23 protein-coding genes are annotated in these 22,842 nt (G+C 43.8%); 12 read left to right on the forward strand and 11 right to left on the reverse strand.

Annotated features, from left to right (window positions below; all coding sequences use genetic code 11):
- Nucleotides 1-16: 16 nt before the first annotated feature.
- Both ASULF_RS05565 and ASULF_RS05570 read right to left on the reverse strand, forming a co-directional pair.
- Nucleotides 17-1,369, reverse strand: coding sequence for a PAS domain S-box protein (locus ASULF_RS05565; RefSeq protein WP_144060482.1), 1,353 nt, complete (start codon nucleotides 1,367-1,369; stop codon nucleotides 17-19).
- Nucleotides 1,370-1,584: 215 nt separating this feature from the next.
- Nucleotides 1,585-2,856 (reverse strand): thiolase family protein, encoded by a 1,272-nt coding sequence (locus ASULF_RS05570; RefSeq protein WP_015590721.1) that lies wholly within the window; start codon nucleotides 2,854-2,856, stop codon nucleotides 1,585-1,587.
- A 117-nt stretch (nucleotides 2,857-2,973) separates the two neighbouring features.
- On the opposite strand from ASULF_RS05570, the gene ASULF_RS05575 reads away from it, so the two are divergent.
- Together ASULF_RS05575 and ASULF_RS05580 are read left to right on the forward strand one after the other, a co-directional pair.
- Nucleotides 2,974-4,212 (forward strand): phenylacetate--CoA ligase family protein, encoded by a 1,239-nt coding sequence (locus tag ASULF_RS05575; protein ID WP_015590722.1) that lies wholly within the window; start codon nucleotides 2,974-2,976, stop codon nucleotides 4,210-4,212.
- A 116-nt stretch (nucleotides 4,213-4,328) separates the two neighbouring features.
- Nucleotides 4,329-5,795, forward strand: coding sequence for a sodium/proline symporter (locus tag ASULF_RS05580; protein ID WP_015590723.1), 1,467 nt, complete (start codon nucleotides 4,329-4,331; stop codon nucleotides 5,793-5,795).
- A gap of 19 nt (nucleotides 5,796-5,814) precedes the next feature.
- Here ASULF_RS05580 and aroE read toward each other — a convergent pair whose 3' ends face one another.
- Nucleotides 5,815-6,630 carry a shikimate dehydrogenase gene (aroE, locus tag ASULF_RS05585; RefSeq protein WP_015590724.1) on the reverse strand — a complete coding sequence of 272 codons (816 nt, stop codon included), beginning with the start codon at nucleotides 6,628-6,630 and terminating at the stop codon, nucleotides 5,815-5,817.
- Nucleotides 6,627-7,157 (reverse strand): class IV adenylate cyclase, encoded by a 531-nt coding sequence (cyaB, locus tag ASULF_RS05590; protein ID WP_015590725.1) that lies wholly within the window; start codon nucleotides 7,155-7,157, stop codon nucleotides 6,627-6,629. Before cyaB ends, aroE begins: the two co-directional genes overlap by 4 nt.
- A 74-nt stretch (nucleotides 7,158-7,231) precedes the next feature.
- On the opposite strand from cyaB, the gene ASULF_RS05595 reads away from it, so the two are divergent.
- Entirely contained in the window at nucleotides 7,232-8,002 is a 771-nt protein-coding gene (locus tag ASULF_RS05595) for a peptidylprolyl isomerase (protein WP_015590726.1), read from the forward strand.
- A gap of 124 nt (nucleotides 8,003-8,126) precedes the next feature.
- Here ASULF_RS05595 and ASULF_RS05600 read toward each other — a convergent pair whose 3' ends face one another.
- A complete protein-coding gene (locus tag ASULF_RS05600; RefSeq protein WP_015590727.1) occupies nucleotides 8,127-8,972 on the reverse strand; it encodes a CBS domain-containing protein in 846 nt (281 codons plus the stop codon).
- Nucleotides 8,973-9,104: 132 nt separating this feature from the next.
- Between ASULF_RS05600 and ASULF_RS05605 the strand changes: the two genes are divergently transcribed.
- The 6 genes from ASULF_RS05605 (at nucleotide 9,105) to fdhD (ending at nucleotide 14,245) form a co-directional block, all read left to right on the forward strand.
- Nucleotides 9,105-9,497 carry a restriction endonuclease gene (locus tag ASULF_RS05605; protein WP_015590728.1) on the forward strand — a complete coding sequence of 131 codons (393 nt, stop codon included), beginning with the start codon at nucleotides 9,105-9,107 and terminating at the stop codon, nucleotides 9,495-9,497.
- Between the two features lie 90 nt (nucleotides 9,498-9,587).
- Entirely contained in the window at nucleotides 9,588-9,887 is a 300-nt protein-coding gene (gene gatC / locus ASULF_RS05610; RefSeq protein WP_015590729.1) for an Asp-tRNA(Asn)/Glu-tRNA(Gln) amidotransferase subunit GatC, read from the forward strand.
- Nucleotides 9,888-9,909: 22 nt separating this feature from the next.
- Entirely contained in the window at nucleotides 9,910-11,283 is a 1,374-nt protein-coding gene (gene gatA, locus ASULF_RS05615; RefSeq protein ID WP_015590730.1) for an Asp-tRNA(Asn)/Glu-tRNA(Gln) amidotransferase subunit GatA, read from the forward strand.
- Between the two features lie 4 nt (nucleotides 11,284-11,287).
- Nucleotides 11,288-12,904 (forward strand): O-phosphoserine--tRNA ligase, encoded by a 1,617-nt coding sequence (gene sepS / locus ASULF_RS05620; protein ID WP_015590731.1) that lies wholly within the window; start codon nucleotides 11,288-11,290, stop codon nucleotides 12,902-12,904.
- Nucleotides 12,901-13,572, forward strand: a complete 672-nt coding sequence (locus tag ASULF_RS05625) for an endonuclease V (protein WP_015590732.1) — start codon at nucleotides 12,901-12,903, stop codon at nucleotides 13,570-13,572. Before sepS ends, ASULF_RS05625 begins: the two co-directional genes overlap by 4 nt.
- On the forward strand, nucleotides 13,550-14,245 hold the full coding sequence (fdhD, locus tag ASULF_RS05630; protein WP_015590733.1) for a formate dehydrogenase accessory sulfurtransferase FdhD: 696 nt from the start codon (nucleotides 13,550-13,552) through the stop codon (nucleotides 14,243-14,245). The genes ASULF_RS05625 and fdhD overlap by 23 nt, the downstream gene beginning before the upstream one ends.
- A gap of 33 nt (nucleotides 14,246-14,278) precedes the next feature.
- Here the strand turns inward: fdhD and ASULF_RS05635 are convergent, their stop codons facing one another.
- Genes ASULF_RS05635 through ASULF_RS05655 form a run of 5 tightly spaced genes read right to left on the reverse strand, consistent with a single transcriptional unit; the run spans nucleotide 14,279 to nucleotide 17,979 of the window.
- Nucleotides 14,279-14,944: a heme exporter protein CcmB gene (locus ASULF_RS05635; protein WP_015590734.1), complete on the reverse strand. Its 666-nt coding sequence runs from the start codon at nucleotides 14,942-14,944 to the stop codon at nucleotides 14,279-14,281.
- Nucleotides 14,941-15,567, reverse strand: a complete 627-nt coding sequence (locus ASULF_RS05640; protein ID WP_015590735.1) for an ABC transporter ATP-binding protein — start codon at nucleotides 15,565-15,567, stop codon at nucleotides 14,941-14,943. The genes ASULF_RS05635 and ASULF_RS05640 overlap by 4 nt, the downstream gene beginning before the upstream one ends.
- On the reverse strand, nucleotides 15,567-16,769 hold the full coding sequence (locus ASULF_RS05645; protein WP_015590736.1) for an NAD(P)-binding protein: 1,203 nt from the start codon (nucleotides 16,767-16,769) through the stop codon (nucleotides 15,567-15,569). Before ASULF_RS05645 ends, ASULF_RS05640 begins: the two co-directional genes overlap by 1 nt.
- Complete coding sequence (locus ASULF_RS05650; protein ID WP_015590737.1) at nucleotides 16,770-16,931, reverse strand: 4Fe-4S binding protein; 162 nt, start codon at nucleotides 16,929-16,931, stop codon at nucleotides 16,770-16,772. It abuts the gene before it with no gap.
- A gap of 22 nt (nucleotides 16,932-16,953) precedes the next feature.
- Entirely contained in the window at nucleotides 16,954-17,979 is a 1,026-nt protein-coding gene (locus tag ASULF_RS05655) for a DUF1464 family protein (protein ID WP_015590738.1), read from the reverse strand.
- 218 nt (nucleotides 17,980-18,197) lie between these two features.
- Here ASULF_RS05655 and ASULF_RS05660 point away from each other — a divergent pair, with 218 nt between their 5' ends.
- The 3 genes from ASULF_RS05660 to ASULF_RS05670 all read left to right on the forward strand — a co-directional run bounded on the left by ASULF_RS05660 (nucleotide 18,198) and on the right by ASULF_RS05670 (nucleotide 22,002).
- Entirely contained in the window at nucleotides 18,198-20,519 is a 2,322-nt protein-coding gene (locus tag ASULF_RS05660) for a formate C-acetyltransferase/glycerol dehydratase family glycyl radical enzyme (protein ID WP_015590739.1), read from the forward strand.
- Between the two features lie 2 nt (nucleotides 20,520-20,521).
- On the forward strand, nucleotides 20,522-21,421 hold the full coding sequence (locus ASULF_RS05665) for a glycyl-radical enzyme activating protein (protein ID WP_015590740.1): 900 nt from the start codon (nucleotides 20,522-20,524) through the stop codon (nucleotides 21,419-21,421).
- A 224-nt stretch (nucleotides 21,422-21,645) separates the two neighbouring features.
- Nucleotides 21,646-22,002 (forward strand): ASCH domain-containing protein, encoded by a 357-nt coding sequence (locus ASULF_RS05670; RefSeq protein WP_048098334.1) that lies wholly within the window; start codon nucleotides 21,646-21,648, stop codon nucleotides 22,000-22,002.
- Nucleotides 22,003-22,126: 124 nt separating this feature from the next.
- Here the strand turns inward: ASULF_RS05670 and ASULF_RS05675 are convergent, their stop codons facing one another.
- Nucleotides 22,127-22,495, reverse strand: a complete 369-nt coding sequence (locus ASULF_RS05675; RefSeq protein WP_015590742.1) for a hypothetical protein — start codon at nucleotides 22,493-22,495, stop codon at nucleotides 22,127-22,129.
- Between the last annotated feature and the right edge of the window lie 347 nt (nucleotides 22,496-22,842).

Raw genomic sequence — 22,842 nt, forward strand, 5'->3', positions numbered from 1 at the left:
ATACTTAATTTTTCGGTCAGGCTGGTAAAATCATTCTGTATGTCAGTGGCCTGCACTTTATAATCTCTATACTTCCACCATAACTTATTAAAATTTCTTTGACTATATACAAACCCATACCCTGTCCGTTCGTGGTAAAACCATCTTCGAATAGTCTTTCTTTTATTTTTTCATCGATTCCTTTCCCGTTGTCTGAGAACTCAACGATTACTTTATCTTTTTCTTTATACGCTTTTATTTTCACTTTTAATTTTTCAGCACCGGAATGCTTTAGCGCATTATCTATCAAATTTCTAAAGACTATATCTATTCCATCATTAACCCTCACATCGACATTATCAATATCCAGCTCAAAATCCACTCCATCATAATCTTTAATGACATGCTCTATCCTCTCTTTAAGGTTTATATAGTGCAGTGAATCCCACGATCTTTCAAGCTCTTTTAGGATATTTATCATCCTCACTGTTTTATCGACCCTGGATATTATTTTTTCAGCAAAATCTACATCGATAAGCTCTACAAAACCCCTTATTACTGCTAAATCGTTTAGCATGTCATGCCTCATAATCTTGTTTATCAGAGTTAGATATCTGTTTTTTCTCCTCAATTCTTCGTTCAGTTTCTCAATTTCTGTTATGTCGACTAGAGTTGCACAAACTGCAGGCTCATCATTTATGACCGTTCTCGATGGTCTGGCAACAACCCATCTGATTTCCCCGCTTTTTGTAACGATCTTCCACTTATAGGTGTCGGTCTCTCTTTCTCCGCTGATCCTTTCTTTGTATCTCCTGTAGACCATTTCCCTGTGATCTGGATGGACAAGCATAAATGGATTGATTTCATAAAGTTCTCCTTTAGAATATCCTACGGTTTCTGCAAATGCATCATTCACATAGATGAACTTTTCATTTTGAACTATGTATGCGGGAGTCTGACTCTCATCGACCATTTTTCTGAACAACTTCTCGGTAATTTTGAGTTTTCTCTCAAACTCTTTATTTTTTGTAACATCTACCAGCGAACCGAGGATTGCTTTTTCTCCGTCAACTTCGAACGGTTTGAAGAATCCCCGAATATATCTGATTTTACCTTTTTTTGTTACATACCTGACTTCTAGATATTCTTTGTTTCCTGAGAGAACAGACCTGATCGCCTTCTTGATGGTAGGAATATCTTCCTCATAGGCTATTTTATAAAATGGTATTATATCATAGATCTCCTCTAGAGAATACCCTGTAGCATCTTCAAATACCTTATTGACATATTTATAGCGATCTCCAACGATTACAAATATGCCTGCTAAGGATTCATCGAGCATCTTCTTCCAATCCACAAAACCACCTTGGTTATTGCTATTATTAATCACTATTAAACTTTTATGTTTCTGTAATAATGATTAGGATGATCTAATACTTAACCAGGATTTCTATGTGTTTTATCAAAATATTGGCCACAAGCTGGGGGTGCAAACTTGATCATGGATTTCTGGGAATGTCTGTACGCTTGTTCTCATTTATTTAAAAAATTTAAATAATTTTAATTTTTGATTGAAAATTGAATTTAGTGCTATGAATTTTTAAATCAATATTTTTGCAGAACCATCGCAAATCCCATTCCTCCGCCAATGCAGAGCGCTGCCAAGCCGTACTCAACCTTGCTTCTAACCATCTCTTTAACAAGAGTTGTGGTTATTCTCGCTCCGGTGCAGCCAATCGGATGTCCAAGGCTTATTCCGCTGCCATGGATGTTGGTGATTGACATGTCGAGGTTCAGCTCTCTTATCACCGCAAGAGCCTGAGCGGCAAAAGCTTCGTTAAGTTCTATCAGCCCGATATCCTCTAACTTAAGTTCCGCCTTCTTCAAAGCCCTCTGAATTGCCGGAATCGGTCCCAATCCCATATATGCCGGATCTATCGCCCCTCCAGCATAGCTGACAATTCTTGCCAGCGGCTTCAGACCAATCTCCTCAGCTTTCTCTTCAGACATGACAAGTAAAGCCGAAGCTCCATCGTTAACACCGCTCGCATTTCCAGCGGTTACAGTTCCATCCTTCTTGAAAACAGTTGGAAGCTTTGCCAGTTTCTCAAGTGATGTGTCCCTTCTGGGGTGCTCATCTGTGTCAACGACAACAGTTCCCTTCTTCTGCTGAATCTCTACAGGCACTATCTCCTGAGCGAATATTCCATTATCGATTGCCTTTATCGCCCTCATGTGGCTCTCGTACGCAAGCTGATCTTGTTCCTCTCTGGATATTCCATAAAGCTCAGCAATGTTCTCTGCAGTAACGCCCATGTGATAGCCGTAGAACTTTTCCCACAGCCCATCGTGGACCATTATATCGATAAGCTCTCCATTGAACATCCTGTAACCCCACCTCGCCTTTGTCAGCGCGTATGGAGCGTTACTCATGCTCTCCATACCACCGGCAATTATAATCTCAGCATTTCCGGACTTTATCTCAGATGCAGCAAGGGCTATGGCTTTAAGACCGCTTCCACACACTTTGTTGACGGTATATGCCGGAGTTTCCTTCGGCAGTCCGGCGAGAATCGTTGCCTGTCTGGCAGGGTTCTGTCCCTGAGCAGACTGCAGAACATTTCCCATTATCACCTCACATACCTTTATCTCCGTTCCATCAAAGTCGTGATACTTCTCCTCAATCTCTATCAATCCCTTTGGAAGCTTTGAAGGATAGAAATCCCTGTCTTCCTGTGATGCTACCGGCTTCAGCTTAAGCTCTTTCAGCAAACCCTTGATCGCAATAGCTCCAAGCTCATAAGCCTGCAGATCCTTGAGAGATCCCCCAAACCTCCCTACAGGAGTTCTTATCGCACCAACAATTACGGCATCCATGTTTCTGGGTAACCAATATCACATTTTAATGTTTCTTTTTGTATTTGTTCACCGCAAAGCAGCAAGAATCCGTTTAAAGAGAAAATTTTAAATAATCTAACATCATGCCACTTACACATGTATAATCCCGAAAAAGAGGTTTATGCTCCTAAGAAAGAAATCATCAAAATACAGGAGAAAAGGCTCAGAGAAACGGTAAAGTTCGTTTATGAAAACTCCCCATTTTACAGAGAAAAGCTCAAGGACATCGACCTCGATAAGATAAAGTCTGCCGAGGATCTTGAAAAACTGCCCCTCACAACCAAAGAGGAGCTGAGAAACGCCTACCCCTTGAAGATGTCCTGCGTTCCCAAAGACAGAATAGTGCGAGTCCAGATGAGCGGGGGAACTACAGGACAGCCAGTTATAATCCCGTACACGCGAAAAGATGTCAATCAGTGGAAAGAGATGCTATTGAGGGATTTCATGCTTGCTGGGATAACGAGCAGGGATGTGATCCAGATTACCCCAGCTTTTGGCTTGTGGAATGGTGGTTTTGGATTTCATTTTGCAGCAGATGCGATAGATGCTTTTGTGATCCCCATTGGTGCTGGAAACACGAGAAACCAAATCAAGTTCATGAAGGATTTCGGAACAACTGTGCTATGTGCAACGGCCAGCTACCCGCTGAGAATAGCAGAGGTGGCAGATGAGATGGGAGTCGATGTTTCAGAACTCCCATTGAGCAAAATGCTTCTCGGTGCGGAGCCATGGAGTGAGGAAATGAGAAGGAAAATCGAGAGCAAATTCAATGTTAGAGCGTTTGACATTCCCGGACTTACGGAAATGGGTGGTGTTGGCACAATAGGCTTCGAATGTCCCGAAAGAAATGGCATCCACATCTGGGAGGACAACTACATCGTGGAGGTTGTTGATCCGGAGACAGGAGAGAGGGTAGAGGATGGAGAGGAAGGAGAGATAGTATATACTTCAATAAACAGAGAGGCTATGCCATTACTCAGATACAGAAGTGGAGAGATTTCTGCCGTTGTTTCGAGAGAGAAGTGCGAATGCGGAATAGAACATATGATGATAAAGAGGATTAGAGGAAGGACGGACGATATGGTGATCTACAAGGGAGTTAAATTCTACCCATCAGACATAGAGAGTGTTCTCTTCAGCCATGGTGTGTCCAACTACAAAATCGAGGTTGGAAACGGTATCAGGGTAATATTCGAGGGAGATCAAGACAAAATACATGAGATTGCAAGGGATATCAAGGAGTTTGTTGGATTTAAGCCCAAGCTCGAGGCTGTTCCGTTTGGTGTGCTTGAAAGGTTTGAAGGGAAGGCTAAACGCCTTATTAGAGTTGGCTGATACTGTTAAAGGAGGTATTATTTATGGTTGTTGAAGTGGTTTATCTGGCATCGATTGCCATGATGTTCGTTGGATTTCTCATAGCCTACAAAAAAGCCAGGTTCTGAGGGATCTGGATGATAGAGCTCGCAGTACTTATTGTCTATTTGATTTTGATGTTGCTGATTGGAGTCTATGAATACAGAAAAACCAAGGGTGTTCTGGACTTCTATTTAGCAGGAAGGAATCTTGGAGTTTTGCTCGTTAGCTTCTCATTCTTCGCAACATACTTCAGCACCGCTGCATTTCTTGGAGGTGGAGGTTTCGGTTTTGTAGCGGGTTTCCAGTGGTCGGCTTTCCTGACTTTCTTTCACATATTGTTTGCGATCATCGCATGGCTTGTAATCGCGCCTCCAATGAAAAGGATTGCTGAGAAATATGGATCTTTAACCATACCGGGGATATTTGGAATGAGCTTTGGAAGGGCAAGCCAGATAGTCTCAGCGATAGTGATTCTGGTATTCTTCCAGTTCTATATGGTTTCAATATACAAAGGTGCAGGAAATCTGCTTGAGGTAATGCTCGGCATAGACTACAAGACAGCTCTGATCATCACAGTAGCAGTGGTGATGATATATACAGCGATAGGTGGCTTCAGGGCAGTGGTTGTTACAGACTTCATTCAGGGGGTTCTCATACTAGCAGGGGGGATTGCACTATTTGTAACATTAATAGCCTATCTTGGAGGACCGGTTAATGCAATAGAGTCGTTAAAGGCTGCCGAGATATTCAAGGGAAGTGGAGAGAACCTTTTCAAGTTCGGAGAGTTGGCTCCTCCACCAATAATGAATGCCGGAATGGTCATTCCTTTCATCCTCAGCCTCACATTCGCGATAAGCATCGCCCAGCTCGCGAGCCCGCAGTTGGTGATCAGATTTGTCGCAGCCAAGGATGAAAGAGTGATAAGGAAGGGGGCCATTTTAACCCCCATCCTGATCGGGATATTCGCTTTATGTGTTTTCAGCATCGGTCCATTCGGATGGCTGATAATCCCGCAGTACGATGACCCGGTGAAGTACCTAAAAAATTCAGATCTGGTTATTCCATTCATCGCCATGAAACTCTTTCCCGCAGGAATTAATGCTTTGCTTCTGACAGCAATAGTTGCTGCCGCGATGAGCACGATCAACTCACTCGTGCATGTGATAGCCACAACCTTCACAAGAGATCTGATAGGTAGCGTTGTGAGTGTTAGCGAGAAGACCGAGCTACTGATAACAAGAATCAGTGTTTTCGCATTTGCATTGATTCCGATGATATTCGCCATCAACCCTCCAGACATAATAGTCGTCATAGTTGGTCTTAGCTTCTCTGTAATCACATCAGCATTCCTGATACCTTTGCTCTCTGCTCTCTACGATCCTGAAGCGAAAGAGAAGCCCGCTCTTGCGAGCATGATTGTCTCGGTAGCTGTTTGCATACTATGGTACATGTACTTCTACCGTACCTACTGGGTTTATCCGGTAATACCTGGAGTTTTAGCGTCGATTATAGTGTACGGGGTAACAGCAAAAGTTAAGCGGGTTGAAGCTGTACCCGCGTAATATAACTGCATAAAATTTTTTAACCCTTGATGAATGTTTCTAGAGCTTTTAAAGCTGCATCCCTCATAACCCCAACTGGAGCTTTTTTGCCAGTCCAGATCTCAAAGGCTTTCGCTCCCTGATACACGAGCATGTCGATGCCATAAACCACATCACATCCCTTTTCTTTGGCAACCCTGATGAGCTTCGTCTCCATGGGGTTGTACACGGTATCGAACACAACACCCTGAATCGCCTTCTCTGGTAAGGGTAGCTCATTTTTGAAGCCGTGCATGCCGAGAGGGGTAGCGTTAACCACCATATCAACATTAACCTTCTCCAGTTCCTCCCTTCTGATAAAAATAGCCCTTCCAAATCTCCTGAGTTCCTCCACCAGATTCAAAGCTCTCGACTCGGTTCTGTTGTGGATGAGGACAACGGCCCCATTTTTAACCAGTCCATACGAGACAGCTTTGCCCGCACCTCCTGCACCCACAACCAGAACCCTGATGTTTTTTATCTCTTCGATACTGAATTTTGGTTCTATAGCCTTCAAAGCCCCGTAAACATCCGTGTTGTATGCCAGTCCCTTCTTAAAATCGATCGTGTTTGCAGTCCTGATAGCCCTTGCATCTCCAACGAGCTCATAGTACTTTGCAACCTCCTCCTTGAATGGTATCGTGACATTCGCCCCATTAAATCTCTTCTCGATTATCCTTATCTCCTCGCTGAATCCCTCTGGATTAACCTCGAGCTTTACATACTCTGCATCCATGTTGTAGTATCTGAACGCTGAATTCTGCATCTCTGGAGAGACTGAATGCTTCAATGGGTAGCCTATTATGCAGTATTTCATGCAGAATCACCGAGCATAAGCTCCAGATATGATTTTCTGATGTTCTTTCCACTTAAATTTATTTTTTTGGCTATTTCCGATATCTTCCTTTTGCCTTCCTCGATGTCCTGAGTATCCACCTCAATCTCAATAAACTTTCCGAAATCGAGTGTGTCCAGGCAAATTATCGCATTATCCATCCTGTAGATCTTTCTTATCTTTCTCACAGTAGCGAATTCCTCAAATCCGAGTTTTCTGAACATGTCCCGTGCATTATCGTAATCATCCCCGTAGATCCTCACCTTGATCTCCTCTCTCGTTTTCGTTTCAGGGTCCATCTTTTTCCCCTTGTAGGTTATCGTAACACCTTCCACATCCTTCCTTATCCTAAATGCCTCATCCGTTTTTGCAAAATCTCTCAGTGGGTGTTTGTAGTAGATGTCAACTTCCTCCTTCTCAATCACGAGTTCTGCAATCTCAGAGAGCAGGTTATCGATCCTAGAAAATTCAGAATCATCAATCATGAACTTTGCCTCTATCTCAATCATGATTTCACCCTAGTTCACCAATCTTTTTATATCCATTAATTCCAGCGGTATAAAAAATGATAACAGGTGATGTAATGATTCAGAAGGGAGACTTCGTTAAGATTAGCTATACCGCAAGGCTAGAGGATGGCACGATAATTGATTCAACCGACGAGAAGACAGCCATAGAAGCGGGGCTTACAGACAAGCTGAGGTATGGAGACATAATAGTGGCTGTGGGAGACAGGCATGTAATCGAGGGGCTCGATGATGCATTGGTTGGAAAAGAAATTGGATTCAAGGGAGAGATAGTTGTAGAGCCAGAAAAAGCCTTTGGAGCTTACGATCCAGATAAAAAGGAGACTGTCACGATCAGACACTTCAAGGAGAGGCCACAGGTAGGGCAAAGGGTTCAGATAGGCGACAAGTGGGGAACCGTAGAGAGGGTTATCGGGAGGAGAGTTGTCGTTGACTTCAACCATCCGTATGCCGGTAAGAAGATAATTTTCGACCTCGAGATAAAGGAGAAAATAGATGACCCACTGGAGAAGGTCAAGGCTCTCTTCTTACTTTACACAACCAAGGAGGTTAACGCAGAGATAAAAGATGGAAGGGTGATTGTAGAGGTTCCAAGGGGTTCAAGCTTCGACCAGTACTTCCTGATAGGTAAGTTCAGTGCTATCGATGCGATATTCAGGCATCTCGAAGATGTAAATGAGGTTGAGCTTGTTGAAAGGTACCCGAGGATAAAGCCTGAGGCTGAAGAGAAGAAAGAGGAAGCTGAAGAGGCTGAAGAGCAGAAGAGTCAGGAAGAGGCAAAAGATACAAAAGAAGAGCAGGATACTAAAGAGGAGAATCCTGAATAATTCTCTATATTTTGTTACTCCATTTTTGTTATTCACTATTTGTTATCCACTAACCGCCCAAATGGATATGGAGTTGCCCGATAAATAAATTGCCAGTGTTGCCCGTGCATCACTTCATGCATCGCTACTGCATTATATCAAGCAGAACTTTTATCAGCTCCCTGTCGTGAACCATTCCGATCAGCCTCTCATCAGCATCCGCAACCGGGATGTGGTCTATGTCGTTCTTTATCATCTCCCTCGCACACTTCGAGACTTTCGTCTGGGGGTAGACATACACAGCTTTCTTCATGAAGTTCTTAACAGGTTCTTTTGGAAGCTTCACAACGCTCACTTCGAAATACTTGACTGTGAAATCCCTGAAGGAATCCCACATCCAGTAGTCCTCGCTATCACTCGATGATGCGTAGCTCTTCTCCTCGAGAAATTCGTCTATGAGAGATTCTGACAGCATTATCTTCTCATCGATTAAACCAACTAAGCTGCCATTGTCATCCAGTACTGGACATAATTCGGCATTTGTCAGCCGCATAACCTCTCCGACAACATTGAGCGGGGTTTCCTCCCACACGCAGACAGTTGAATTCGTGACATACCTCTTCACTGCATCTTCTATCTCCATCTCAGCAATCTGGTTTATAATGTCTCTGAGGGTAATTATCCCAACAAGCTTATCCTCCTTCAACACTGGAAGTCTCCTGAAGTTGCTGTTCGCAAGGATATCCACCACATCTCTGAGAGAATCATCATGCTGAACCGTAACAGGGTCTGGAGTCATTAAAAGAGCCAGCTGCTCCTCGTCCGGTTTCCGGAGTATATCCTTCCTCGTTACTATACCAACCAGCCTGTCGTTTTTGACCACAGGTATGCCGGATATTTTGTGCTTCTTGAAAATGTTGATAGCAACATCCCTCGTGTTTGGGAGTGTTATGTAAACAACATCTCTGTTCATTACATCCTCTGCTCTCATCTTAGCCAAGACGAGAATCTTTGAAAATAAATAATTTTCCTATCAGTTTATATCATTAAATTTTTATTGTATCTTGAAGATTTTAGTCTGGCAAGCCAAGCTAATTTAAATCCTGCGATCAAAATCAGCACAATGCCAAGCTGGCAGGAGTTCGAAGAACTTGTGAAAGATGTTTTTGAAAAAAATGATTTTGAAACCAGATTCAGAGTTGTTTTCAGGTATAAGGGAAGAAGAAGTGAGATAGACATAATAGCCAAAAGATTCAATAAAATTCTGGCTGTAGATGCTAAAAGGTACAACAGAAACTGGTACAGAAAGAGTGCATTGAAAAGGGAGGCAGAGAAACACAGAAAGAGGTGTGAAAACTACTCGAAGCTCACGAATCAGAGGGTATATCCGGTAATAGTGTCTCTCATCGATGACAGGCTGATCTTTTACGAGGGTTGTGCTGTAGTGCCGTTTGATGCCTTAAACGATTTTCTCCTCAACATCGATTACTACCTCGCAGAGCTTTTTGAGGATTAGGACTTACTCCACCCCACAACTAAAAAAGCCAAAGGTCAGCCAAACGAAATGTTTTATTAACAGGCAACGATTTGGTGATATGGTGGTATCATGATAACGAGAGATGAGGTTGTTCACATATCCAAGCTCGCCAAGATAGCTTTGAGTGATGATGAAATTGAGAGGTTCAGGAGTGAATTTGAGAGCATACTCGAGTATTTTGAATCGCTTGATGATGTCAGAAATGAATTCGAAAATTTCGACGATGTCGAGCCAACATTCCAGGTTCTTCCACTCAGGAATGTTTTTAGAGATGATGTGGCCAAGGACTCCCTTGATAGAGAGTCCGTTCTGATGAACGCGAAACATAAAGAAGAGGGATATTTCAAAGGCCCGAGAATAGTTGAGTAAGGGATCTTGAGCAGGTGATCATGTGATATCGATATCCGATTGGAAAGAGAGGCTTGAGGAGAGCAAAGCCGAAGATCTGGTAGCTGAGTTAATAGAGAGAATAAAAAAGAGCGATCTCAATGCTTTCATAAGTGTAAACGAAAAGGCAGTAGATGATGCGAGAAGGTTCGATGAGGGCAAACTGTCCGGCAAACTCGCTGGGATACCTGTGGCTGTTAAGGACAACATATCCACAAAGGGCATGCTCACAACCTGTGCATCAAAAATCCTCCACAACTACATCCCGCCATACGACGCCCATGTTGTTGAAAGGCTGAAACAGGAAGGGGCGATAATAATCGGCAAAACAAACATGGATGAGTTCGCCATGGGAACCACAACCGAGACCTCATATTTCGGAGTTGTGAAAAATCCGTTCGACAAAAGCAGAGTTGCTGGAGGCAGCAGTGGTGGAAGTGCAGCATGCTTGGCTGGAGACGAAAGCGTTGTATCTTTGGGAAGCGATACTGGTGGTAGCATAAGATGTCCGGCAAGTTTTTGCGGAGTCTATGGCTTAAAGCCAACCTATGGTCTGGTTTCTAGGTATGGATTGATACCGTACGCGAACAGCCTCGAGCAGATAGGTCCATTCGCCACCTGCGTTGAGGATCTTGCGATTTTGCTTGAAGTGATAGCTGGAAAGGATGAGAGAGATTCTACAAATTCTGGAAAGGACTTTAACAGCAGAGACCTCAGAGATGTTGGCAGACTTAAAATTGGCGTTATCAGGGAAATGAGCGGGAACGAGGATGTTATGTCTTCTTTCAATGAGGCTCTGGAGGTCGTAAAAAAGCACCATGAGGTTGAAGAGGTTTCGCTCCGCTCTCTAAAGTACGCCCTACCGGCATACTATATAATCGCAATGAGTGAAGCTTCATCAAACCTTGCCAGATACGATGGTGTGAGATATGGTCTAGCATTGGATAGGCTTTCGAACTGGAACGATTACTTTTCTGAGGTGAGGGCTGAGGGCTTCGGAGATGAGGTTAAGAGGAGGATCATGCTCGGAAGCTATGCCCTCTCAGCTGGCTACTACGGAAAATACTACCTCAAAGCTCTCAAGGTCAGAACGCTCGTTATAAACGATTTTGAAAGAGCTTTGAGCAAATACGATTTGCTGATCGCTCCAACAATGCCCTCTCTGCCCTTCAGGATTGGCGAACTTGCAGATCCGCTTACGATGTACAAGGCTGATGTCAACACAGTTCCGATAAACCTCTCAGGCCTTCCATCCCTTTCGATGCCAATATTCATGAGAAAAGGTCTGCCAGTTGGAATGCAGATTATTGGTAACTACTTCTCAGAAAGCCTGATCCTCTCATTTGCCAAACAGCTTGAGAACGAGCTTGCAGCGTGATAGGATGAGGTTTGATGTAAACGAGTACAAAAAGTTGAGCGAGGAGGACTTCGAAAAAGCCTGGATGAAAGGGACTGAGGTGCTAACCCCAAAGAACCCCAACCTGCTTTTCCCAAGATATAGCTACTCGATTGGTGAGGAGCACCCTCTGTTCAAGACCATAAACGATCTCAGGAGGGCATACATAACCCTCGGATTCAAGGAGGTCGTGAATCCTGTCATCGTTGAGGACAGCCATGTCAGAAGGCAGTTCGGAAAGGAAGCTCTGGCTGTTCTCGACCGATGCTTTTACCTCGCATCACTCCCGAGACCTAACATCGGAATATCGGCTGAGAAGGTGGATGAAATAGAGAAGATAGCCCAGAAGAAGCTTAGCGAAGAGGAAATCGATGCTATCAGGATGATTTTCCATGAATTCAAGAAGGGTAGAATAGATGGGGATGATTTACCGTATAAACTTGCTTCAGCAATAGAAATCAGCGATGTAAAGGCTGTTGAGATAATAGACAAGGTATTTCCAGAGTTTAAAGCACTCAAACCAGAGCCGGAGAGCTTGACGCTGAGGAGCCACATGACAACTGGATGGTTCATAACTCTGAGCAAGATAGCCAGCAGATTCCCCCTCCCGATAAAGCTGTTCAGCATAGACAGATGTTTCAGAAAGGAGCAGAGAGAGGATGCTACCAGACTGTATACATACTTCTCAGCAAGCTGTGTGGTTGTTGATGAGGATGTTGGCGTTGAGGAAGGAAAGGCTGTTGCAGAGGGGTTGCTGAGGCAGTTCGGGTTCAAGAAGTTCAAGTTCAGGCTTGATGAGAAGAGGAGCAAGTACTACATTCCCGGCACGCAGACAGAGGTCTTCGCTTTCCATCCAAAAATCGTTGGCTCAAGCACAAAGTACAGCGATGGATGGATAGAAATCGCAACTTTCGGCATATACAGCCCGACAGCATTAGCGCAGTACGATGTGGAGTATCCTGTGATGAACCTCGGGCTCGGGGTTGAGAGGCTTGCAATGATCCTGTACGACTACTCGGATGTCAGAGAGCTGGTTTATCCATGGCTCTACGGGAAAATCGAGCTATCAGACATGGACATAGCCAAGGGCATAAAGCTGCTGGAAGTCCCGTACACGCTTGATGGGCTGAAAATTGCTCAGAGCATAATAGAGTGTGCAGACAAGAACAAGGACATTAGAGGTCCGGCAGAGGTTACAGCATTTGAGGGAGAGATATATGGCAAGAAGATAAGGGTTAAGATAGTCGAGAGAGAGGAGAATGTCAGGCTGTGCGGTCCAGCTTATGCCAACGAGGTTGTTGTGTACCAGGGAAGCATCTTGGGTGTTCCAAGAACGGATAAATGGCTCCATGTCTTTGAGCACGGTTTCACTACTGGCATAAGATACATCGACTCCTTCGCCCACTATTGTGCGAGGAAGATAGAGGAGGGTGTCGCGAAGGATGTAAAGGAAATGGAGATAAGAACGAGAGTCGTGGAAAGCCTGTCTGACATAAACCTCGGGTTACAGGAGAACATAAGGAAGTACATAACCTCAAAGGAAGGAAAAATAGACATCAGGGGACCGATGTTCGTTGCTGTGAGATATGAGATGCTATCATGAAGCACAGCCTTGAAGAGCTGAGAAAGCTTCAGGAAGAGATGTCGAAGAGGGTTGTTCTGAGGGAGATCGATCTGGGTAAAGTTGAGCATGTTCTGGGTGTTGATCAGGCTTTTCTTGGTGATAAAATAATATCTGTTGGAGTTTTAATGAGCTTTCCAGAAATGAAGATAATGGGCTCCAGCGTGAGAGTTGAGAGAGAAGATTTTCCGTACATTCCCGGATACCTCATGTTCAGGGAGGGGCCCAGTGCACTGAAAGTTGTGAAAGAACTCCTGCAGGAAAATACATTGATACTGGTTGATGGGAGCGGTATAGCCCATCCAAGAAGATGCGGGCTTGCAACATACATAGGCATCGAGACACAAACTCCAACAATAGGCATAACGAAGAGCAGGCTTTTCGGAGAATACACAGAGCCAAGAGATACCGGAGATATCAGCCCCCTAACCCACAATGGAGAGATAATAGGCTATGCCATGAAAACATGCAGGAGGTGCAAACCGATATTCATATCTCCCGGAAACATGATAACCCCATTGCAAGCAGTTGAAGCTGTTAAGCTGTGTTTAAAGGGCTACAAACTCCCAGAACCCATCAGGATCGCTGACAGACTTTCAAAGGAGAGAAGGAAAGAGGAGGCTGAAAATGGTCGATATAATAAAATCTGACAATTCTCTTGAGCTTGCCAAAGAGATTGAGGTCACAGTATACATCAACGGCTTGCCGTCCCACTTAATGTGCTCTCCGAACAACCTTGAGGAGCTGGCTATCGGTTTTGTCGTATCTGAAGGACTGATTGACAGAGACTTGGTGGATGAGATTGAGATACACAGAAAGGGAAACGAGATTTTCGTCGATGTGGACGCAAACTCATTTACCTTAGAGCTCAGAAGTTCGGGATGTGTTGGAGTCTTTAAGAAGGGAGAGGTTCTCCCACCGGTTGAGGCTAAAGAGAAATTCAGTCTGGATGAGCTGAAGAAAGCTCTCGAGTATATCGATGTAGAGGAATACAGAAAAACCAGAGGCTACCACAGCTCCGCCATAGTCGGCAAAAAAGGATTGATCGTAAGGGCTATAGATGTCGGCAGACATAATGCCGTGGATAAGGCAATAGGCATGGCTTTAAGGAAAAACATAGATACCTCAAAGGTTTTTCTCCTCATTTCAGGAAGAATAAGCAGGGGCATCGCTGCAAAGGCGGTTAGATCGGGAATCCCGCTTGTTGTGTCAAAAGCATCCATACTGGACTCTGCCATAGATGTCTGCAAGAAAACAGGACTGTCAGCAGTATCCTTTGCATCCGACCTGATCGTTAAAGGGGATGCAATAGATCTGGGTTGAATGGTTTAATGGCTATAGTGACTATGCTATGCACTATTCTTCCAAGGCGAAATCCACTGTGAGGAATCCAATAAGGGAGATTATGAGAGTATAGCAGGCTATGATGTACAGCCTGCTGACCTCATAGTGAAATCCGTGAAAGACCTGCGTTAAAGCGGTTACCGCTACATTTATTATCGGAAATATTATCGGAAAGAGTATCACGGGAAGCAGGATTTCTCTGGCTCTGGACTTAACCGTAAGCAGGGACATTGATGTGGTTGTAACTATGAACGCAAAGTTGCCAGCCGTTAAGATTACAAAGAAATCCACCAGATTTTCGATTTCGAGGTTGAAGAAAGCTATAAAGATAGGGGCTATTATGAACTCAAGAAGTATCAAAATGCATGTGTTGTAGATTATCTTGCCAAGCAGTATTGACTGAGGTTTTGCGAACATCCTCAGCCCATCTATCGTTTGCTCGTCATACTCCTTCGTGAATGCTCTTGAGTATCCAACAATGCCAACAAATATGAAGACAATCCATATCAGCGCTGGAGCCGTTCGCTGTATATCTCTTGAGGATATTGAAATGCTAAAGAGTGCTATATTCATAAGCGAAAACAGGATCATGAAGCTTATCGTGCTCTTGCTCCTCATCTCCACTTTCGCATCCTTGAGTGCTATCGTTATTCCATCCCTGATTAATCTGGATATCATCTTGACAGCTCCACTATGCTACCATCCCTAAAACCCAGAACTCTATCACATAGCCTTATCTCTTCCTCGCTGTGTGTGGAGATTATTACGGTTTTATTGAAGTTTTTTATATAATTTCTGATAAACTCTCTGCCCCTAACATCCAACCCGTCAGATGGCTCATCGCAGATCAAAATATCCGGATCGTTCAGCAAAGCTTTGGCAATCTTCAACCTCTGCTCCATTCCCTTAGAAAAAGACCTTACCAGATCATTTCTAGCTTTCCATAGATTAACGAGCTTTAACACCTCGCTCACTCTGCTCTCATCAACACCCATCAGCTTTGCATAGAAAATCAGGTTCTCTTTTGCAGTAAGCTCTCTGTACAGGTGACTGCTGTGGGATAGAAAACCAATTTTCTTCCTCAGCTCAACATCCATATATGGATTTTTTCCAAAGATTTCAACATAGCCAGCACTCGGCTTTATCTGCCCGGAGAGTATCCTCAACAAAGTTGTTTTGCCCGAGCCGTTCACTCCAACGATCGCTACCTTCTCACCCCTTTTAACAACAAAGTTCACATCTTTGAAAACCAGCTTTCTCCCGAACTTCTTTGAGAGGTTTCTTACAGCAATTGCGGGCATCACTCAATCCCCATGTTCAGTCCGAATTCTTCACGCATAAGGTTTGCGACTCCAAGCGCTACACCATCCACCTCGATGTCTTTGCCCTTCGCTCCATCTCCGACCACAAAGAGGTTTCTGAATTCAGTCTGATAGCCAGTATCCTTTCCGCTCATAACCCTGTTAACGGGCCAGTCATTGTGGTAGCTCTGAATTGCTATGATCTCGTATTCATGGCCCTTTAGTACTTCTTTCAGCTCGGCAATTCCTGCTTTGATCTCATCTTTTATTTGAGCCGGATGTCTAACGGGCTGATGTGCCATAAGCAGATGACCGTTTTCAGCTAAGCTGGGATCCGCATTGGTCACCTCGTTCATCCCGCTTATTTTCTCAACATCGAACGGGAAGCATATTCCAGTATGGCCTATGAAAGGCTCTTTTAAAGCGATCGAGTACTTTATACCTCTGCTCTCAACCACATCCTGTCTGCTGAAACCCAGAAGCTCCCTTGTCAGGGAATGCCCTATGTTCGATATGAATATGTCATAGTGTTTCTCCTCACCATCGACTTTCAGGCTCCTGATCTCCTTGTTTTCGTATATGAGCTTTTCTACGGGTTTTTTAAGGTATATATTCCCATCATTGCTTTTTATTATCTCAGCAAGCTCGGTAACCACCTTTTTACACCCACCTATCGGAATTCCGGGACCTCCATATTTCAGAACCCTCTTGTAAATTTCATATATGTCTGAGAACTTTATCTGATCGGGATAGATGCTTAAAGACCACCCGAGAAATTTCTCAAAGAATTTAAGGGTGAAATCATCCATCTCCCTTGCATACTCATCCATCGTTCTGTCTATTCCGAATATTTTGTAGCCTATCAACCACTTGAAATACTTCAGCTTCGTTTTCCTCGGGAATGAAGAGCTTCTGATCTCTATCATCTCTCCATTCTGTAAAGCCACACCTTCTGGCTTTGAATCGACTATTTCCACATCTGTACCGATCCTTTTAAGCATTTTACCGAGAGGACCTCTTCTGCCGTGTGGGATCATGTGTAAAGCTCCGGTGCTGATCTCAAATCCTCTGTACTTTATGCTCGTGAACCTTCCGCCATAGAATCCCAGCTTTTCATATACATCAACAGCATAGCCCTTTTCCGACAGGATAGATGCCGACAGCAACCCCCCCAGTCCGGCACCTATGATAGCCACCCTCATTCACTCACCTATTGCAGACTTCGGACAGTAGTAAACGCACTTCAGGCAGGCTTTACATTTTTCTTCATCTATTTCAGCCTTCCCGAACACTTTTACAGCATCATATGGACAGATAAGCATGCAGAATGCACAGCCAACACACCTTTCAGCTTTAACTTCCATGAGTTATACAAACAGAATAAACTTAAAAGTATTTTTGCAGATTCAGGTGCCTTCTGATGTCAGAGGTTATGTAGTCCAGAACGCTTCCACTAGCTTTATCGAGCTCGAGATGGGTTACAAGATGCTTATATTCTCCCCCAGCAATGCCATTTGCTATTATCGCCGCCCCCTCTGCAGATTGCTTGGAGATCCCGAATCCCTCAAGCCTCTCACAGGTGAAGTCTTCAGCCATCTCCACGAATATTTTCCTGAACCTCGAATTCAAAAAATTCCTGCCAGACATCAATATTCTGTCAGTGTTCTGAACATTCACAGCCCTCACACCCTTTAACAGGTATTCTGCTAACCAGACCAGCGAGTCTTCAGGCATCTCGCTAATGCTGTTCACCTGAATGCCCATATCATGGAGATAGCTTTTGATACCACCACTGAAGAGCAATCTTTTTGGAAAGTCTCCAAGCAGGTATGCTAGCTCACCATCCATTGCTCCAAGAGATGAGAATGCAGGAAAAGATGAGCTGCCACCAAGTCCATCGATGATCTTTCCCCTGCTCACAGAGATGAAGGCGTTAAAACCATAACCAGACTCTACGAGTATGAAGTCCGCAGTACCCACATCCTCACACGAGTAGAGTGCAAGAACAACTGAACAGAGCTTGTCCGCAGTGCCCATATCGATTTTATTTATCTTTCTGTATTCCGGGACTGTCGGGAGATGTATAACTGCCGGAATGGTATAGATCTCGAGATCAAGCTTTATGGCAACATCAATCAGGCTTCTCATTCCGATCGCTTTTTCCTCGTCTTTATTGAGAGTCATCAGGAAAATGTCTTTCTCATCAAGCTCTGAGAACCTTTTGAATGGCAGACCATAGCCAGACAGGCCAGCATAAACATCCACTTCCAGATCGGCAAATATTTTCTTTACAGATTCGGGATCCTCTCTAACTGCAGAGGTTTCAATCTCTATCCTGTCGTGGGGTTCTGAATCTTCAAGAATGAATATCTCGTAGCTCGATGTACCTGGATCTATTCCTGCGAATCTCATTGATGTTCGTTGCTGTAAGGGGTTTAAATTTGTTTGTAAGTGTAAGCTCAAACGGTTGCCGGTTCCGGGTAGATTCTTGACATGAATCTGGAAGTGGAAATTGGACAATTCAGGAATTGGACAATTGATGGTGAGTGGAAAGAAAGATACTGGTATCCGACATGTTCTTTAAAGTATAAAACAGCAAAATTATTAAGTATTAATCTTGTATATTGTTCATGGATAGGGTTAACAAACTCATAACCAATATCCAGAAACCCCCAAGACTCAGCATAGAAAGATGCGTGCTTTATACGGAGTCGATGAAGGAGACAGAAGGCGAACCGATGCCGATCAGGCAGGCAAAGGCTTTGAAACACATTCTTGAAAACATTCCAGTTCAGATTCTCCCTCATGAGATTGTTGTCGGCACGATGCTCCCGGATCCTCCTGGGGCAATCCTCTTCCCCGAAGGTGTGGGATTGAGGATAATCAACGAACTTGAAAGTCTACCATCCAGAGAAACAAACAGACTTATTGTAAGGGAGGAGGACGCAAGAATTCTGAGAGAGGAAATTGCCCCATACTGGCAGAGCAGAAACATCGAGGCATTCGCCTCACAACTCATGCCAGAAATAATAGAGGTTCTCTATACTGGATCTGTTTTTGTTTTAACGGAATTCGCCGGCATATCCCATATTGCAGTAAATTACCCATATCTCCTGAAGAGGGGTTTCAGGTGGTTTATTGAAGAAAGCAGAAGGAATGTTGTCGAGCTTGAAGATAACGGGTGCTGGGATGCCCCCAAGCTGGTGTTTTACAAAACCGCTGAAATTGTCAGCGAGGCAATGATAAGCTATGCAAACAGGTATGCAAAGCTCGCAGAGAAGATGGCTGATGAAGCGGATGACGAAAGACGGGAGGAGCTCTTGAGAATTGCTGAAATTTGCAGGAGAGTTCCGGCAGAGAAGCCTGAGAGCTTTCATGAGGCTGTACAGTTTGTCTGGTTTGTTCAGTCTGCCCTTCATCAGGAAAACTATGAACAGGGAATTTCAATGGGAAGAATTGACCAGTATCTGCTACCGTACTACCTGAAAGATCTCAAAGAAGGGCGAATTGACAGGAAACAGGCTTTCGAGATTCTGGCAAATCTATGGATTAAGACGAACGAGATCGTCCCACCATTCGACTCTCTCCTTGAGCTTTATTTCTCGGGACAGGCGACGAATCAGGCACTGACGATTGGTGGAATTGATGCAAACGGAAATGATGCGACAAACGATCTCTCCTACCTCATGCTTGAGGTCACAAAGGCTGTACCATTGAGACAGCCAAATGTTCATGTCAGAGTTAGCTCAAAAACCCCTGACAGCTTCTTAGATGTCCTGGCTGATCTTATCGCTGAAGGGAAAAACAACATAGGGATTTTTAATGATGAGGTGATCTTCAAAGCCCTTAGATCTGCCGGTGTGGAGGAAGAAGATTTGTGGAACTATTCCACAGTAGGCTGCGTTGAGATTGCTCCTTTCGGGAACAGCTTCACATCCAGTGATGCTGCTTTAATAAACCTGGCTAAAGCCCTTGAATACGCTCTTAATGAGGGAACAGACATAATGTTCGGATACAGATTTGGCTTAGAGATCAAAAAACCTGAGAGTCTAGAGGAAGTTATAGATGCCTTCAGGAAGCAGCTTGCTCATATAATCAAGAAGGTGGTAAAAGGATCCAACATCCTTGAATATGCAAACGCAAGCGTTAAACCCACACCATTACTTTCACTCTGTATCGAGGATTGCTTCGAGAAGGGCGTTGATGTTACATTGGGCGGAGCAAAGTACAACTTTACCGGCATACAGGCGGTAGGTATCGCTGATGTGGCGGATTCTCTCGCAGCGATAGAACTCGCTATAAAGAAGGGTTACAGCCTTGATGAGATCATCGAAGCGTGCAGAAGCAATTTCAATGGTTATGAAGAGCTCCGTTCCCTCCTCCTCAATGCACCCAAATACGGCAACGACAGCGAGGCGGACAGGTATGCTAAATTGGTTCTCGAAATGTACTGTGAAGAGGTCTCCAGATACAGAAATTTCAGGGGAGGAAGGTTTACCGCTGGCTGTTATCCGATGACAACGAATGTAGCCTTCGGCTTCATGACTTCTGCATTGCCATCTGGCAGAATGCAGGGCAGCGCTTTAAACAGTGGAGTTTCACCAAGCACTGGAATGGATAGAGAAGGAGTAACAGCAGCGATAAAATCCGCATGCAAGCTGAATTATGAGATGCTGTCAAACGGCTCATCTCTCACGGTCAATCTCGATTCCGGAATCCTGGGTGCCAAGGGAAAAGATGTTATAAAAGCCCTCATAAGGAGCTTTGTGGATCTTGGAGGTATGCACATTCAGTTTAATGTGCTCAATCAGGATCTGCTCAAGAAGGCTCAGGAAGAACCTGAAAAGTACAGGTGGCTGCTCGTTAGAGTTGCAGGATGGAGCGCATATTTCGTTGAACTTTCAAAGGCTGTTCAGGATGAGTTGATAGCAAGGATTTCCTGTAAGATGTGATTATGAAGGGCAGAATCTTCAGAATCCAGCGTTTCTCGATCCACGATGGGTATGGCATAAGAACCACAGTATTTCTGAAAGGGTGCCCCCTCAGATGCGTGTGGTGCCATAACCCGGAGTCTCAGCGATTTGATATTGATCTGGCTTATAGAGAGGATATGTGTACTGGCTGCTTAAGTTGCATCGAGGTATGTGAGAGAGATGCTCTTCTCTGGGAAGGTGAAAGAGTATCGGTAAACAGCGATCTCTGTAACGGCTGTGGAGCGTGTGTGGAGAACTGTAGCAACAATGCACTTATCCTATATGGATACGATATAGAGGCGGAAGATGTGATCAGAGAGGTTGAAAAGGATTTGATTTTTTACAGGAATTCCAGCGGTGGTGTAACATTCTCGGGTGGAGAGCCGTACTTCCAGACTGATTTTCTCCTTGAGCTGCTGAGGCTGTGTCGGGAGAGGGGGATCAGCACGGCTGTTGACACCTCTGGATACACACGATGGGAGAACATCGAGAAGAGTTTGAACCTCGTCGACCTCTTTCTCTACGATTTGAAAGATTACGACAGTCAGAGACATCTGAGATTTACTGGAGTTGATAACAGAACTATTCTGGAGAATCTCGAAAAACTGGTTAAGACCGCAGAGGTTGTTGTGCGAATACCATTCATTCCATCATGCAACTTTCAGAGTGAAAGGGACTTTCAGGGGTTCCTTGAATTGCTGATAAAGCTGGATGTGGAAAGAGTGGACGTGCTGCCGTATCATTCTTTATCTCGGGACAAGTACAGGTGGCTTGACATGGAATTTTATGATGTCAGGGATAAGTTAAAACCAAACCATGAAGACTTTGCCGATATGATCCGGAATGCGGGCTTCAAAGTAAGTACTGGTGGATACTTCTGAGCAATTGTGCAACAGGCATTAAGATGGGTAAACAATACGCAGAACTTTTGATTCCTGAACACAGCGCTACATGCCAAAAGATTTGGTGAATCTCTGGCATTTTTCCTGGAGGATTGATGATCATTTGTTTAGAACGGCTAAGAGGTGGTTCTCCCTCGATCCAGCTCGAACTTGATTTTTCGAGAGCTTTGGGTTTCTGAGTAGGATCCTAGGATGTGTTTAGCTTGGTCCTGCTTTTCAAACCCGAACATGTACAACCCATCCTATCTGGCCTCAAAACACAGACCAGGATGGTGTGGAAAAAGCCACGAGTGAAGGTTGGCGGGATATACAAGGCAAAGACAAAGCTTTTCAGTAAAGATTACTTTGCCCTGCTGAGAGTTACAAGGCTTAGAAAAGAGAGGTTAGGAGACATCTCTCCCGAGGATGCTCAAGCGGAGGGAGGCTACAGCATCGAACAGTTCAAACGAATCTGGAAAGAAATCAATGGCTCGTGGGATCCTGAACAAGAGGTTTGGGTAGTCGAGTTCGAGATGCTCGATCAAGCTCGATGCAACAAAGCGGGCGATAGGGGTAAGTAAACCCTTCAGTTAACACCTTAGATAAGGTTTTGGTACAAATATACAATGTGACTTGTTATAAAACTGTATAGACAGGGAAGAGGTATATTGCTAAGTTCACTGAGAACCTGTTGTTTTGAAAAAATTAGATTGTCCTAATATAAAGCTGTCGTAATATCGAATAGAATCCGTCAATACTACTTATCTGCTCTTTTTCGAGTTCTTTTACTATTTCTTCCAATCTTTTTTTAGTTTCTAACCATTCGTCGAGCAGTTCATTTGCTTTATCTACATCTGTCACAATCCCATTTAAACTATCGACAGTCATGTATCTGTGTATTTCAAAAATATCATCCTTCTTTATTAAAGCTCCATACACAAAAAAGTCATCTGCTACTTCGATAGTACCACCCGCTGGTATTGTTAGAGAACTAATCTTACCATCTATTTCCTCTTTTTTAGCTATCAAGCTTACAAACTCGTTTATTAATTCCAATATTTTTTCTGCATTCATAATATGTTTAGTGCTCATCTCATGTTTAACTTTTACTACAACACTGAAACATTTCCTCCAATCTTTCCAAAAATCTGGTCAAAGAAACTCTTCTACTACTTTTTCAATCCTAGGAAAGTATTATTGACAACAATGTAAAATTAAGTTGTCAGAAGTGTTATATAGTGTGCCATCCTGTTGTATTAGAGGCGAAAGTTAAACCTTGAGTAACTGACGGATTTACTTGAGGAATAACTGAGGATGGATTAGCCATCCATTGTCAAAACCGTATTGACAACGCCTCTCACCTGGCTGTTTTTCAATTAGAGGTTAATAATTCAAATTGTAAGCAACAAGTTTAACTTTTA

The organism is Archaeoglobus sulfaticallidus PM70-1 (assembly GCF_000385565.1).
Classification (GTDB): domain Archaea; phylum Halobacteriota; class Archaeoglobi; order Archaeoglobales; family Archaeoglobaceae; genus Archaeoglobus_A; species Archaeoglobus_A sulfaticallidus.

What these genes read in the sequence shown, in the direction of transcription:
- fdhD (WP_015590733.1), top strand. Translation starts at nt 13,550, where the DNA reads ATGGTCGATATAATAAAATCTGACAATTCTCTTGAGCTTGCCAAAGAG.
- ASULF_RS05640 (WP_015590735.1), bottom strand. Translation starts at nt 15,567, where the DNA reads ATGCCCGCAATTGCTGTAAGAAACCTCTCAAAGAAGTTCGGGAGAAAG.
- sepS (WP_015590731.1), top strand. Translation starts at nt 11,288, where the DNA reads ATGAGGTTTGATGTAAACGAGTACAAAAAGTTGAGCGAGGAGGACTTC.
- ASULF_RS05660 (WP_015590739.1), top strand. Translation starts at nt 18,198, where the DNA reads ATGGATAGGGTTAACAAACTCATAACCAATATCCAGAAACCCCCAAGA.
- cyaB (WP_015590725.1), bottom strand. Translation starts at nt 7,157, where the DNA reads ATGATTGAGATAGAGGCAAAGTTCATGATTGATGATTCTGAATTTTCT.
- ASULF_RS05675 (WP_015590742.1), bottom strand. Translation starts at nt 22,495, where the DNA reads ATGAATGCAGAAAAAATATTGGAATTAATAAACGAGTTTGTAAGCTTG.
- ASULF_RS05625 (WP_015590732.1), top strand. Translation starts at nt 12,901, where the DNA reads ATGAAGCACAGCCTTGAAGAGCTGAGAAAGCTTCAGGAAGAGATGTCG.
- ASULF_RS05645 (WP_015590736.1), bottom strand. Translation starts at nt 16,769, where the DNA reads ATGAGGGTGGCTATCATAGGTGCCGGACTGGGGGGGTTGCTGTCGGCA.
- ASULF_RS05575 (WP_015590722.1), top strand. Translation starts at nt 2,974, where the DNA reads ATGTATAATCCCGAAAAAGAGGTTTATGCTCCTAAGAAAGAAATCATC.
- ASULF_RS05635 (WP_015590734.1), bottom strand. Translation starts at nt 14,944, where the DNA reads ATGATATCCAGATTAATCAGGGATGGAATAACGATAGCACTCAAGGAT.
- aroE (WP_015590724.1), bottom strand. Translation starts at nt 6,630, where the DNA reads ATGAAATACTGCATAATAGGCTACCCATTGAAGCATTCAGTCTCTCCA.
- ASULF_RS05650 (WP_015590737.1), bottom strand. Translation starts at nt 16,931, where the DNA reads ATGGAAGTTAAAGCTGAAAGGTGTGTTGGCTGTGCATTCTGCATGCTT.
- ASULF_RS05605 (WP_015590728.1), top strand. Translation starts at nt 9,105, where the DNA reads ATGCCAAGCTGGCAGGAGTTCGAAGAACTTGTGAAAGATGTTTTTGAA.
- ASULF_RS05570 (WP_015590721.1), bottom strand. Translation starts at nt 2,856, where the DNA reads ATGGATGCCGTAATTGTTGGTGCGATAAGAACTCCTGTAGGGAGGTTT.
- ASULF_RS05655 (WP_015590738.1), bottom strand. Translation starts at nt 17,979, where the DNA reads ATGAGATTCGCAGGAATAGATCCAGGTACATCGAGCTACGAGATATTC.
- gatC (WP_015590729.1), top strand. Translation starts at nt 9,588, where the DNA reads ATGATAACGAGAGATGAGGTTGTTCACATATCCAAGCTCGCCAAGATA.
- ASULF_RS05600 (WP_015590727.1), bottom strand. Translation starts at nt 8,972, where the DNA reads ATGAGAGCAGAGGATGTAATGAACAGAGATGTTGTTTACATAACACTC.
- ASULF_RS05580 (WP_015590723.1), top strand. Translation starts at nt 4,329, where the DNA reads ATGATAGAGCTCGCAGTACTTATTGTCTATTTGATTTTGATGTTGCTG.
- ASULF_RS05665 (WP_015590740.1), top strand. Translation starts at nt 20,522, where the DNA reads ATGAAGGGCAGAATCTTCAGAATCCAGCGTTTCTCGATCCACGATGGG.
- ASULF_RS05595 (WP_015590726.1), top strand. Translation starts at nt 7,232, where the DNA reads ATGATTCAGAAGGGAGACTTCGTTAAGATTAGCTATACCGCAAGGCTA.